This window comes from Nocardia sp. NPDC004340 (assembly GCF_053602575.1).
In genome coordinates this window covers 439,316-452,130 of sequence record NZ_JBSGDW010000004.1, presented here as the reverse complement: position 1 = coordinate 452,130, position 12,815 = coordinate 439,316, and the positions used below count along the sequence as shown (strand labels likewise).

General features: G+C 70.1%; 13 protein-coding genes. 3 read left to right on the top strand and 10 right to left on the bottom strand.

Annotation, left to right across the window (positions count from 1 at the left end):
• Positions 1-2 precede the first annotated feature (2 nt).
• Both ACWEOI_RS18675 and ACWEOI_RS18670 read left to right on the top strand, forming a co-directional pair.
• Positions 3-1,130 (top strand): histidine kinase, encoded by a 1,128-nt coding sequence (locus ACWEOI_RS18675; RefSeq protein ID WP_433672634.1) that lies wholly within the window; start codon positions 3-5, stop codon positions 1,128-1,130.
• Between the two features lie 37 nt (positions 1,131-1,167).
• Positions 1,168-1,815 (top strand): response regulator, encoded by a 648-nt coding sequence (locus ACWEOI_RS18670; RefSeq protein WP_433672635.1) that lies wholly within the window; start codon positions 1,168-1,170, stop codon positions 1,813-1,815.
• A gap of 12 nt (positions 1,816-1,827) precedes the next feature.
• Here the strand turns inward: ACWEOI_RS18670 and ACWEOI_RS18665 are convergent, their stop codons facing one another.
• Positions 1,828-2,448, bottom strand: coding sequence for a methyltransferase domain-containing protein (locus ACWEOI_RS18665; RefSeq protein ID WP_433672636.1), 621 nt, complete (start codon positions 2,446-2,448; stop codon positions 1,828-1,830).
• Positions 2,449-2,662: 214 nt separating this feature from the next.
• Here ACWEOI_RS18665 and ACWEOI_RS18660 point away from each other — a divergent pair, with 214 nt between their 5' ends.
• Positions 2,663-4,219: an amino acid permease gene (locus tag ACWEOI_RS18660; RefSeq protein WP_433672637.1), complete on the top strand. Its 1,557-nt coding sequence runs from the start codon at positions 2,663-2,665 to the stop codon at positions 4,217-4,219.
• Here the strand turns inward: ACWEOI_RS18660 and ACWEOI_RS18655 are convergent, their stop codons facing one another.
• The 9 genes from ACWEOI_RS18655 to ACWEOI_RS18615 all read right to left on the bottom strand — a co-directional run bounded on the left by ACWEOI_RS18655 (position 4,220) and on the right by ACWEOI_RS18615 (position 12,708).
• The gene (locus ACWEOI_RS18655; protein WP_452360655.1) at positions 4,220-4,999 is read right to left on the bottom strand and encodes a 3-oxoacyl-ACP reductase; all 780 of its coding nucleotides are present in this window, start codon (positions 4,997-4,999) and stop codon (positions 4,220-4,222) included.
• Between the two features lie 22 nt (positions 5,000-5,021).
• Positions 5,022-6,383 carry an aldehyde dehydrogenase family protein gene (locus ACWEOI_RS18650; RefSeq protein WP_433672638.1) on the bottom strand — a complete coding sequence of 454 codons (1,362 nt, stop codon included), beginning with the start codon at positions 6,381-6,383 and terminating at the stop codon, positions 5,022-5,024.
• A complete protein-coding gene (locus tag ACWEOI_RS18645; RefSeq protein WP_452360364.1) occupies positions 6,380-7,123 on the bottom strand; it encodes a gamma-glutamyl-gamma-aminobutyrate hydrolase family protein in 744 nt (247 codons plus the stop codon). The genes ACWEOI_RS18650 and ACWEOI_RS18645 overlap by 4 nt, the downstream gene beginning before the upstream one ends.
• Positions 7,104-8,459, bottom strand: a complete 1,356-nt coding sequence (locus tag ACWEOI_RS18640) for a glutamine synthetase family protein (protein WP_452360363.1) — start codon at positions 8,457-8,459, stop codon at positions 7,104-7,106. Before ACWEOI_RS18640 ends, ACWEOI_RS18645 begins: the two co-directional genes overlap by 20 nt.
• Positions 8,460-8,637: 178 nt before the next feature.
• Positions 8,638-9,186 (bottom strand): hypothetical protein, encoded by a 549-nt coding sequence (locus ACWEOI_RS18635; protein ID WP_433672641.1) that lies wholly within the window; start codon positions 9,184-9,186, stop codon positions 8,638-8,640.
• Positions 9,183-10,304: a hypothetical protein gene (locus ACWEOI_RS18630; protein WP_433672642.1), complete on the bottom strand. Its 1,122-nt coding sequence runs from the start codon at positions 10,302-10,304 to the stop codon at positions 9,183-9,185. Before ACWEOI_RS18630 ends, ACWEOI_RS18635 begins: the two co-directional genes overlap by 4 nt.
• Positions 10,305-10,333: 29 nt before the next feature.
• The gene (locus tag ACWEOI_RS18625) at positions 10,334-10,741 is read right to left on the bottom strand and encodes a FixH family protein (protein ID WP_433672643.1); all 408 of its coding nucleotides are present in this window, start codon (positions 10,739-10,741) and stop codon (positions 10,334-10,336) included.
• A complete protein-coding gene (locus tag ACWEOI_RS18620; RefSeq protein WP_452360362.1) occupies positions 10,738-12,177 on the bottom strand; it encodes a hypothetical protein in 1,440 nt (479 codons plus the stop codon). The genes ACWEOI_RS18625 and ACWEOI_RS18620 overlap by 4 nt, the downstream gene beginning before the upstream one ends.
• A gap of 105 nt (positions 12,178-12,282) precedes the next feature.
• A complete protein-coding gene (locus ACWEOI_RS18615; protein ID WP_433672645.1) occupies positions 12,283-12,708 on the bottom strand; it encodes a hypothetical protein in 426 nt (141 codons plus the stop codon).
• Positions 12,709-12,815 lie beyond the last annotated feature (107 nt).

Genomic DNA, 12,815 nt, shown 5'->3' with positions numbered 1-12,815 from the left:
GAATGAGCACGACACGACGGATCGGCCTGCTGATCCTCGATGTCGTGCTCGCCGTCGCTTTCGGGGCGGTCGGCTTCTCGGAGGTCCACACCTCGTCCATCGGCCTGCTGCCCGCCGCCGCGGGACCGGCGGTGGCGATCGTGGCCGGCGTCGCTCTGCTGTTCCGGCGCTACGAGCCCTTGGCGGTGCTGGCGGTCACGCTGCTGGCCCACGTGCTGGCCGGGGCGCTCGCGCCCGCGCTGCTCGCCCTGTACACCGTCGCCCGCCGCTACGGCACGCGGCGGCCGACCGCGCTGGCGTCGGCGGCCGCGCTGATCGTGGCCGTGGTGCCGTGGGGCGCGGGATCGTCGTGGGGGCTGTTCCTCGCGCGCGGCGCGATCATCGCCATAACCATGACCGTCCCGCTGCTGTACGGGCTGTGGACCAACCAGCGCGCCGAAACCCTTGCGGCCCTGCGTGAACGCGCCGAGCAGGCCGAACGCGAACAGGGTCTGCGCGCCGCCGCGGCCGTGGAAGCCGAGCGGCTGCGCATCGCGGGCGAGCTGCACGACATTGTCGCGCACCGGATCTCGCAGATCACCGTGCTCGCGGGCGCGCTGGAGGTCTCCGCCGACGGCAAGCCCGCCGAGATCGCGGGCACCATCCGCGCCACCGGATCCCTCGCGCTCACCGAGATGCGGGAACTGCTCGGCGTCCTGCGCGCCCGTGACGGCGGGGAGGGCGCGCCGCTGCGACCCGCCCCCGACCTGTCCGCCATCGCCGAACTGATCGCGGAGGCGACGGAATCCGGGCAGCTGGTGGACCTGTCGACGCCGCCGGAGCTGCCGCCGGTGCCAGGGCCGGTGGGCCGGGCGGCCCATCGACTGGTGCGGGAGGCGCTGACCAATGCCGCCAAGCACGCGGCCGGGGCCGAGGTGCGGGTGGCGCTCACCGTGGACGGCGAACGCCTCGACGTGGACGTGCGCAACGGCCCCGGCGAGCGGACCGCGCTGGCCGCGGCGGGATCGGGCTTCGGGCTGCTCGGCATGCGGGAGCGGGTCGAACTCGCCGGGGGCACGGTGCATTCCGGGCCGTTGCCCTCGGGCGGCTATCGGGTGCACGCGAGCTTCCCGCTGGCGGTGGCGGAATGAGCGTTCGGGCGAACAACGTTGCGGTGCGGGAGGTTTCGTGATCCGGGTAGTGCTGCTCGACGACGAGGAGCTGGTGCGCTCCGGCATCTCCATGATCCTGGAGGCGGGCGGCGGGATCGAGGTGGTGGCGCAGGACGGGGACGGACGGTCCATCGTGGACCTGGTCACCAAACACCGGCCCGACGTCGTCGTCACCGACATCCGGATGCCGCACGTGGACGGGCTGGAGGTGACCCGCCGCGTGCGCGCCCTGCCCGCACCGCCCGCGGTCGTCGTGCTGACCACCTTCGGTCTCGACGAATACGTCTATGCCGCACTGGAATCCGGTGCGGCCGGATTCCTGCTCAAGGACACCCCGCCCCGGGAACTCGCCCGCGCGGTCGAGGTGGTCGCCGCCGGTGACGCCATCCTGGCCCCCTCCATCACCAAACGCATGCTCACCGCGTTCACCCAGGGGCCCGGCGCGCAGCAGCCCGACGCCCTGGCCCAGCTCGAGACGCTCACCGACCGGGAACGCGAGGTCGCGCAAGCCGTCGCCACCGGCGCGGGCAATGCCGAGATCGCCCGCACCCTCCACATGAGCGAGTCGACCGTGAAGGTGCACATCAGCCGGGTCATCGCCAAGCTCGGGCTCGAGAACCGCACGCAGATCGCGATTCTCGTGCTCCGCGCCGGATTGGCCTGAGTGCGCGCCGGTTCAGAGCCGGGTCACCGCCGCGAGCCAGGCCGCCACGGGGGTGGGGTCGGGCAGGATGTCGAGCGTGGCGGGCTCGAGCGAGTCCAGCCGCCAGCCGTCGGCGAAGGCGGACTCGATATCGCCGCGGTGCAGGCGAAGTGGTCCCCAGGTGCCGGGCTGGCGGTCGCTGAAACCGAGCAGGAAGTAGCGGCCGCCGGGACGCAGGATGGCGGCCAGGCCGGCTACCAGGGCGGTGCGGTCCGCGCCGTCGAAGAGGTGGAACAGGCCGCAGTCCAGGACCGTGTCGAAGGTTTCGCCGAGCGTCGGCAGTTCGAGGGCGCTGTGGCGGCGGAAGGTGGCCTTCAGGCCGCGGTCGGCGGCCTTGGCGCGGGCCATGTCCAACGCGTGGGCGGACTGGTCGATGCCGGTGGCGTCGAGGCCGTGACGCGCGGCGAGCAGGGCGTGTTCGCCGGTGCCGCACCCCAGGTCGAGCACCCGGCCGCGCAGTTCACCGGCGTCGGCGAGGTCCGCGAACGGGCGTTGCGGGCGGTCGATGTCCCAGGGCGGCTTGGTCGCGTAGAGGGTGTCGGCGGCGTCCGGGTCGTGGTACTCGGGGTGCGGATCGCGCGGGGGAGTTGTCACCGGAATCTCCTGCCGGGAGCGTGGTCGTGCGGGGACCCTTCGAATTTATCGAGACACCGTGTCTACGGTCAAGCTTCGTTGTCTCCGTGTGCCGGTCCGTCGACCTTACCGGGCGACCGGTTTCGGCGTTGACCCTGCGGACCCAGCGGGATTGCCGCACACTGGGCTCCTGGCAAACGCCGTGTGAGGGCGGCGTTTTCACTCGGGAGTGCCCATGACCGCAACCCAGTCTCGATCCGATGATGACGAACGGCGGCTCGCCGAACTCGGCTACAAACAGGAATTGGCCCGATCCTGGTCGGGATTCTCGAATTTCGCGATCAGCTTCACCATTGTCTCCATTCTCACCGGCGGCCTGGCCAGCTACGGAATCGGACTCGCCAACGGCGGGCCCATCACCATGGCGTGGGGCTGGCCGCTGGTCTCGGTGATGGTGCTGTTCGTGGGCCTGGCCATGGCCGAATTGGCCTCGGCCTACCCGACTTCCGGCGGCCTGTACTGGTGGGCGTCGGAACTGGGCGGGCCGGTGTGGGGCTGGTTCACCGGATGGTTCAACCTGATCGGGCAGATCGCGGTGACCGCCGCGATCGATTACGGCGCGGCTATTTTCACCACCGCCGTGCTCAATGTGATCGGCATCGACATCGGCACCGACCGCACCGCCATCTTCCTGGTGTTCTCCGGAATCCTGGTGCTGCACGCGGTGCTGAACGTGATCGGCCCGCACCTGTCGGCGGTCATCAACAATGTGTCGGCCTGGTGGCATGTGGGCGGTGTCGCCATGTTCGTGGTGGTGCTGGGATTCGGTGCGCAACACCATCAGAGCATCGGGTTCGTGTTCACCAAGACGGTCGACAACAGTGCCGTGGGCTTCGGCGGGGTGGCGTTCAGTTTCCTGCTCGGATTGCTGCACGCGCAGTACACGTTCACCGGATACGACGCCTCGGCGCACATGTCGGAGGAAACCCACGACGCGTCGCGGATGGCGGCCAAGGGGATCATCAACACCATCGTGGTGTCGGCGGTCGCGGGCTATCTGCTCATCATGGCGGTGACGTTCGCGATCCCGAATCTCGACGATGCCCTGGACCCGGCCAAGAACAGCGGATATCCGGTCATCTACATCCTGCAGAATTCCCTGAATTCGTTCTGGTCCGGGCTGCTGCTGATCATCGCGGCCATCGCCCAATTGTTCTGTGGCTACGCCTCGGTGACCGCTGCCTCGCGCATGCTGTTCGCCTTCGCCCGCGACGGCGCGGTGCCGGGATCCAAACTGTGGGCGACGCTGTCGTCGCGGCGGGTGCCGGTGAACGCGGTCGTCTTCGTGTCGGTGTTCGCGTTCATCCTGCTGATTCCGTCGATGCTGGTGCCCGCCGCCAACGCCCCGACCGCTTATGCCGCGGCGACTTCGGTGGCCACGATCGGGCTCTACATCGCCTACGGGATTCCGGTGCTGCTGCGGCTGTTGCGCGGGGATCGATTCCAGGCCGGGCCGTGGCAGCTCGGGCGCTGGTACCGGCCGGTCGGGATCATCGCCTTGATCTGGATCGTGCTGATCAGCGTGCTGTTCATCCTGCCGACCGACGACCACGGATATCCGTGGGTGGACGGATTCACCTGGAACTCGGTGAATTACGCGCCCATCACCCTGGTCGGGGTGGTCGGCGCGATCGCCGTCTGGTGGTTCGCCTCGGCCCGGCGCTGGTTCACCGGGCCCAAGCGGACCGTGGAGGAGCCGCCGGAGGCCGAGGAGGCCCCGGTCAGCGCCTGACTACAGCGGGGTGACGTACGCCCCGGAGATGCCGCCGTCGACCAGGAACTGCGAGGCGGTGATGAAGGAGGAATCGTCGCTGGCGAGGAAGGCCACGGCGGCGGCGATCTCCTCCGGCTCGGCGAACCGGCCCGTCGGAATGTGCACCAGCCGGCGCGCGGCCCGCTCCGGATCCTTGGCGAACAGCTCCTGCAGCAGGGGAGTGTTGACCGGTCCGGGGCACAGCGCGTTCACGCGAATCCCCTGGCGCGCGAACTGCACTCCCAGTTCGCGGCTCATGGCCAGCACGCCGCCCTTGGAGGCGGTGTAGGAGATCTGCGAGGTGGCCGCGCCCATCACCGCCACGAACGACGCGGTATTGATGACCGAGCCCTTACCGCGCTCGAGCATGTGCTCGATGGCGTACTTGCTGCACAGGTATACCGAGGTCAGATTGACCTCCTGCACGCGCCGCCAGGCGTCGATGCCGGTGGTGAGGATCGAATCGTCGTCCGGCGGTGAGATGCCCGCGTTGTTGAAGGCGATGTCGAGGCCGCCGTAGGTGTCCACGGCGGTCTGGAACATGGCCCGCACCTGGTCCTCGTCGGTGACGTCGACCTTCACGTAGAGCCCGCCGACCTCGGCCGCGGCGGCCTCGCCGGCGACCGGGTCGATATCGCCGACCACGACCTTGGCGCCCTCCTGGGCGAACCGGCGGACGGTGGCGAGTCCGATGCCGCTGCCGCCGCCGGTGACGACCGCGACCCGATCCTGTAAGCGCTGCAACGTATCTCCTTCGATTGATGGATGTCGGCGGTGCGGGTTATTCGGTGGCGAGGAAGACGTTCTTGGTCTCGGTGAAGGCCCTCGCCGCGTCGGGGCCCAGCTCGCGGCCCAGACCGGACTGCTTGAATCCGCCGAACGGCGTCCAATACCGCACGGAGGAATGGGAATTCACCGACAGGTTCCCCGCCTCGACGCCACGCGCCACGCGCAGGGCGCGGCCGACGTCGGAGGTCCAGATCGAGCCGGACAGACCGTACTCGGTGTCATTGGCGATGCGCAGGGCGTCGGCCTCGTCGTCGAACGGGAGCACCGCGACGACCGGTCCGAACACTTCCTCGGTGAGCACCCGGTCGGTGGGGGAGGTGGGCAGCACGACCGTTGGCGGGAACCAGAATCCGGGACCGTCGGGGCGGGCGCCGGTGAACGCCACCTTGGTCGACGGTTCCAGGAATCCGGCGACGCGATCGCGGTGGGCGGCGGAGATGAGCGGGCCCATCTCGGTGGACTCGTCACCCGGATCGCCGACCCGCACGCCCCGCACGGCCGGTTCGAGGAGTTCGAGGAAGCGGTCGAAGACGCTGCGCTGCACCAGGATCCGGGAGCGGGCGCAGCAGTCCTGCCCGGCATTGTCGAACACGCCGTAGGGCGCGGTGGCGGCGGCGCGCTCCAGGTCGGCGTCGGCGAACACGATATTGGCGCTCTTGCCGCCCAGTTCGAGGGTCACCCGCTTCACCTGGTCGGCGCAACCGGCCATGATCTGCTTGCCCACCTCGGTGGAGCCGGTGAACACCACCTTGCGCACGGCCGGATGCGTGACGAAACGCGCCCCGACCACCGAGCCGCGGCCCGGGATCACCTGGAAGACATGCTCGGGCAGGCCCGCTTCCAGGGCCAGCTCGCCGAGCCGGATCGCGGTGAGCGGGGTGAGCTCGGCGGGCTTGAGCACCACCGTGTTCCCGGCCGCGAGCGCCGGCCCGAAGCCCCACGCCGCGATCGGCATCGGGAAGTTCCAGGGCACGATGATGCCGACGACTCCGAGCGGTTCGCAGAAGGTGATGTTCACCCCGCCCGCGACCGGAATCTGATTGCCCATCAACCGTTCCGGCATGCCCGCGCTGTAGTGCAGCACATCGCGGACATTGCCGGCCTCCCAGCGGGCATTGCCGATGGTGTGGCCCGCATTGCTCACCTCGAGCCGGGCGAGCTGTTCGATCTCGGCGTCGACCGCCTCGGCGAAGCGGCGCAGTAGTCGCGCCCGATCGCCGGGGGAGACGGCCCGCCAGCCGGCCGACGCGCGGTGGGCGCGTTCGATGGCGGCGTCGGTGGCGGCCGCGTCGGCCGCCTCGATGGTGGCCACCACGGTCTCGGTGGCGGGGTTTACGACGTCGGTCGTGGTCACCGGTTGCGCTCCTTCGCGTACTGTGCGGCCTGATCGACGAGGGCCCGCATGAGGCGGGTCTCGGTCGCGTTCTCCTCCGGATGCCATTGCACGCCCAGCAGGAACGGTCCGTCGCGGGTCTCGGCCGCCTCGATGATGCCGTCCTGGGCGTGGGCGGCGACGGTGAGTTCGGGGGCGAGCGTGTCGATGGCCTGATGGTGGTGGCAGTGCGCCTTCAACTCCGGTCCGGTGATCTCCGCCAGCCGGGTGCCCGGCACGGTGGTGACGGTCGTGACCGTGAAGACGCCGGGCGTGCGGGAATGATCGGTGTGGCCGACCACATCCGGGACGTGCTGGTGCAGCGTGCCGCCCAGGGCGGCGTTCACGAGCTGGAGTCCGCGGCAGATCGCCAGGATCGGCAGACCGGCCTCCCGGGCCAGCTCGAACAGCCCGAATTCCGATTCGTCGCGGTCGAGCCGCGGTCGGCCCGTCTCGGGGTGGGGTGCCGCCCCGTAGCGGGCCGGGTCCAGGTCCGCGCCGCCGGTGAGGACCAGGCCGTCGAGGCGCTCGATCAGCTCGGGCCGCGCGGAGCCGGTGGGCGGCAACAGGACCGGAATCCCGCCCGCCCGCTCGGTCAGGTCCACGTAGGTGCGCGCCAGCACGGCGGCGTCCACGTCCCAGTGGCCGAAGCGGGTGCGTTCGGAGTAGGTGGGCAGGCCGATGATCGGCCGCCGTGCGGGGTCAGAGTCGTTCGAAGCCACGGATGCGCTCCCAGTCGGTCACCGCCGCATCGTAAGCGTCCAGCTCGACCTGTGCGGCATTGCGGTAATGCCGCACCACGTCCGTGCCGAACGCCTGCTGGGCGACCTTGCTCTCGCCGAACAGCTGCGCGGCCTCGCGCAGGGTCTTCGGTACCCGCGGGCGGTTGGAGCTGTAGGCGTTGCCGTGGAACTCCGGCTCCAGGGGGAGCTGCTGGTCGATACCGTGCAGGCCCGCGGCGATGACCGCCGCGACGGCCAGGTACGGGTTCACGTCGCCGCCGGGGATGCGGTTCTCCAAGCGCAGCGACGGGCCGTGTCCGACGGTGCGCAGGGCGCAGGTGCGATTGTCGCGGCCCCAGGCCAGCGCGGTCGGGGCGAAGCTACCGGCCTGGAAGCGCTTGTAGGAGTTGATGTTCGGGGCCAGGAAATAGGTGAGGTCCCGTAGGGAGTCCAGCTGTCCGGCGATGAAGTGCCGCATCAGCTTCGAGGGGCCGTCGCCGTCGGTGAACACCGGATCGCCGCCCGCATTGCGCAGGCTGATGTGAATGTGGCAGGAATTGCCTTCCCGCTCATTGTATTTCGCCATGAAGGTGATGCTGCGGCCGTCCTGCGCCGCGATCTCCTTCGCGCCGGTCTTGTAGATGCTGTGGTTGTCGCAGGTGACCAGCGCCTCGTCGTAGCGGAATGCGATCTCGTGCTGACCCGGGTTGCATTCGCCCTTGGCCGACTCGACATACATTCCCGCGCCGGACATTTCGGTGCGGATGCGGCGCAGCAAGGGTTCGATGCGGGCGGTGCCGAGCATCGAATAGTCGACGTTGTACTGGTTGGCCGGAGTCAGGTCCCGGTAGCCGCTACGGAACGCGGACTCGTAGGTGTCGTCGAAGACGAGGAACTCGAGTTCGGTGCCGACGTAGGCGTACAACCCGTGCTCGGCCAGGCGATCCAGCTGCGCGCGCAGCACCTGCCGGGGGGAGGCGGAGACCGGTTGTCCGTGGTCGCCGTGGGAGTCGACCTGCTCGACATCGCACAGCACCAGCGCGGTGCCGGGCAGCCAGGGCAGCAGCCGCAGGGTGCTCAGGTCCGGGCGCAGTACGAAGTCGCCGTAGCCGGTGTCCCAGGACGACATGTCGTACCCGTCGACGGTGGTCATCTCCACATCCACGGCGAGCAGATAGTCGCAGGCCTCGGTGGCGTGGTTCAGCACTTCCTCCACGAAATACCGTGCCGAGCAACGTTTTCCCTGCAACCTGCCCTGCATGTCGGTCATGGCGACCAGCACCGTGTCCACGGTGCCCGCCTCGACCCTGGCCACCAGGTCCGTCACGCTCAACATCCCGGCCCGCATCTTCGACCCCTCTCGACGCCAACGTGATCACGCTAGGCGAATGGGACCGCGCCTGCAGTCGATACACGCAGAGATCATCGGCGTGTCACAAAGCCGAGAAGACCGAGGGCGAGCGGGGCGCTCCGCCGGTAGCCCCGCGCGGGCGTCGGGACTACCGGGCAGGGCGTCACACCGGCTGCAGGGCCGGGGTCGGGCGGCGGTTGCGACGCCAGGCGTGAACGAGGAACGCGATCAGGCCGATCAGGGGGAGGGTGCTGATCGCCCAGCTGATTCCCAGTGGCGGGCCGGGCTGTTCGAGCACCTGGAGGTTGGCCAGGTCGCCTTCACCGCGGCCCTGGGGGCCGTCGATGACGAAATGGAACTTCCAGGTGCCCTCTTGGTCGAGGGAGCGGACATCCAGGCCCCACACGTCGCGTTTGCGCGGGTGCCGGGAAAGGGGTTCGGCGCGACGGACTTTGCCGTTCGGCTGGTATTCGGTGAGGGTGCCGGTCTTGTCGTCGACACCGCCGTCGGGGATGAAGGTGAAGTCCAGGGATTGCATGGCGCGCAGGGGCCATTCGCTGAAGCCGACGGTGATCGAATAGGGGCCGGCCTGCACGTGTTCGGTGTGCACGATGTTCACCGGTTGATACGCCGACGCCGTGCCCGCGGTGGCCGCGGTCAGTCCGATGATCGCGAAAAGCGTTGCGGCGAGGGTGACGAGGCGGTTGATCATGCGCTGACCTTCTCGGAGGGGGCGGCCAGACGCAGCATCTCGCCGAACGGGCGGCCCAGGTACCCGGCCAGCCCGCCGAGCGCGGCGGCCGCGATGGTGGTGGCCACGATGACCGCGGCCCGGGGGAGGTGGGCGTCGTAGATGATGATCTGCTGGACGGGGTTGAAGCCGCCGATGATCGCCCCGCCGATCGCGCCGGCGAGGACGGGCAGCAGGCGGGCCCGGGCGTCGGCGCGGCGCAGCAGCAGGTCGATCACGACGCCGACGACGATCAGGCAGAACGGGATGAGCGCCGGGGTCGCCGGAATGCCCCGAATGTGTTCGCGCATGGGCAATCCCACGAAATCGGCGTAGGTCCGGGCCGCCCACGGCGCGAACCACCAGAACACGCCCTGGGTCAGGGAGGCGAAGATCGCGGTGATGGTCGCGCCCCACCGTTCGAAGCCGGCGCCGACCACCATCAGCAGGATCACCATGAACGCGGTGACGGCCACGGTCCACCGCACCGACCCGGTGCTGAGCCGCTGCACCGCCAGCGCGGTGACAGTGCTCGACGTCGCCAGATGCGCCAGCGCGAACAGCGCGCCCACCCGGCCCCACCGGTGCGCCCGCGCCGCCGCGAACACGATCACCGTGCCGACCGAGATCACCGTGCTGGACAGGAACAACCCGATGTGCGGCGGCGAGTCGATGATGGCGTCGAACCCGTAGAGGCTGTGCCACCACAGATCCCACAGCCCGTACAGCAGGAACGAGGCCGCGCCGAGGGCGGCCACCATGTACCCGAGCGGCGCGGTGAACGTGCGGCCGAATACGCCGATACCGGGACCGCCCAGCTCGCCGTCCACCCGGCGGCCCGCGCGACCGGCGGCGGTGGTGATGAGAATGACTGTCAGACCGGTGAATCCGGCCACCGCCGCACTGGCGTAGATGAACAGGTGCGGCAGCGTGAAGAAGGTGTCGGGTCCGACATCGGTGTGCCACTGGATGTCCCAGGTGGACCCGACGGCGAAGGTCATACTGGCGGCGAACAGGATCGCCGCGGGTAGCCAGGGGCGGACGGTGATCGGTGCGGTCGCTTCGGCGGTGAGCCCGCGACCATTGGCGGTGAGGTCCATGTGCTGCTCCTGATCCTCTTTCCTTCGATTCAATTGGCTTGAACGGAGAAGACGGCGCTCCCGGAACCCGGTGCGCCGGAAAGCTTCACGGCGATCTCCCACTGCCCGGGCATCGGCAGCGTCACCGTCGCGCGGTAATGGCCCGGCGTCACCACCGTGGCGGCGCTCGGCGGGAGGGCATGCCCCATCTGCGGCATGGCGGGCTCCACCGACACCTTGTCCGGCGTCGCGGCCGTGCCCTGGGCGTCGGTGATCTCGAGATCGACGGTGTTGTCACCGGCGTGCGCGGACCCGCCGGACACCCGCAGCTCCACCTGATAGGGCCCGGCGGCGCTGCGGGACACCGAGGGCGCGGCATCGGCGGGCCACCACAGCCACGCCGCGACCGCCGCCAGGACGGCGACGACGGCCACGATCACTCCGGTGCGCTTGGTCATTGCGGAACCCCCGCTCGAACGTCGACGGTGGCCGGAACGGTCATCACCGAGTAGCCGCGCTCGGCCTGCGCCCACACCAGGTACCGGCCGGGCAGTGGAAAAGTGAAGGTGAACGCCACATTCGGGCCGAACGCGGCCACGGTCTCGTCGGGCGGTTGCGAGCCGACGGCGGGCAGCGGGGCCATGGCGTGCGCGTGCGCCCAGACGGGGACGGTGGCCGCGGCCGTTCCCGCGGGCACCCCCTCGGGCAGCGGGCCCACCGCGATGAGATGACCGACCATGCCCAGCCACGGCTGGAGATCGGCTGGACCGCCGAATGCGGCGGTGAGCGTGGTGGGTTCACCCGAGACCGCCTCGGTCGTGGTCAGTGTGGCCCCGCTCGGCGCGACGCCCCGGCCATCGGCCGGACCGGAGTCGCCCCGGCCGCTGATCCGCAGCGCCGAGCGCAGCAATTGCACGCCGCCACCGCGCCGCGCGATCTCGGCGGCCACCGCGTAATCCCCGGACTCCATGGACCCCAGACTGACCCGATACTCGCCGGGTGCGACCCGGATCGGATGCCGGTGCCACAGCCGACCCGAGGGCCCGACCACCATCAGATGCAGGAGCGCGTCATCGCTGACCAGCAGGTCGTCCACCGGCCGCCCCGTCGCCGAGTCGGTCAGCGACAGCGCGAGCTCGGCTGGTTTGCCCGTGTCGGCGGGCTGCGCGCGCACCGTCAGATTGGCCGGGGGCCGTGAGTAATTCGTGGTCAGCGGCAGCTCCCGCTCCGGATAGGGATTTCCGATATTGCCCGAGGTCGGATCGAGCAGACTGCCCGCGGGCCGCGGCTGCGGCGCGTGCGAGGACAACACCGCCCCGGTCGTGCCCACCGTCACCGCGGCGATCAGCGCACCCACCGGGATCAGGGTCGGCCACCCCCGCTTGGAGAGCAGTGCGGTGCCCAAGGCCACCAGCAGCAGTGCTCCGGCCGCGAAGAATCCCCCGTAGGCCGCTCGCTCCCAGGGCGTCACGACCCGCGCGGCGACGAGGAACGGAATCCGCGCGGTGCGTTCGCCATCGGAGACGGTCAACTCCCACGGTCCCGCGTGATCCACCCGCAGGGTCGCGGCGTAGATACCGGGCCGACCACCGAGCTCGACAGTCCCCGTGGACGTCTCGCCCCCGCGATCGACGGGCGTCGCGGTGAGCGCGAGCTTCCCCGGCGCTGTTCCCGCGTGCGTCACGACTTCGACTCGCAGGGGCCCGGCCTCGGCCCGCCGCACCACAACGGTCAGCTCGCGGGCCCCGAGCGATTGCGCCACGGTCAGATCGCCGCCGCTCACGGCCCCGTCGGCCCGGGCCTGCGGCGCGAACCAGGAACCCAGCAGGGACACGCAGAGCACACCGAATATCAGGCCCACCCCGCGCAGACGAACGTTCAACGGCGGCTGCACCGTTCCGAACCTACCGAAAACCGCCGCCCGGGAAATCCCACCCGCGGGGGATATCGCCTCAGGGCGGTATCGGGGTAAACGCGATCATCAGGGGTGGAAGGCCGCCTATGACAGGTGGTTTCGAAGCCAGCCGGGCCCGACCGTTGTCGCGCCGAGGGATTCGACCCGCGACCGCAGTCCGCGATCGGCCGTCACCACCGTGATCGAGGGCATGGGATCGGAGCCCCCGACCTCGGCGGCCACCACCTCGACGATCGTGTCGTCGCCGGACCCGCCGGCCAGCACCACGCGCAATCCCGCCGACCCGCTCTCACCGTCGGCGGCCTGCCCGTCATCGCCCCGGGCGGCGGCCTTGGCCGCGCCCTCCAGCACCACGATGATCCGCGTCGACCCGGGCAGTCGCGTCCGCAGCTCACCCAGCTCGCCGAGCAGCCGCCGCGCCGCCCCGGCCCGGTCGCGCCACCATCCGTCCGGCCGCGACCCGACCACATTGGCGGCGTCCACCACGATCACCTGCGAGGCTTCCTGCATCCGCCCAGTCTCCACCCGACCCGCCGCCGAACGGCGGATGGGCGGGCGCGTGCCGTCCTGTGCTGTCCGGCCCGCCCGTATTGATACGGTTGCTGCCTGGAGAATCA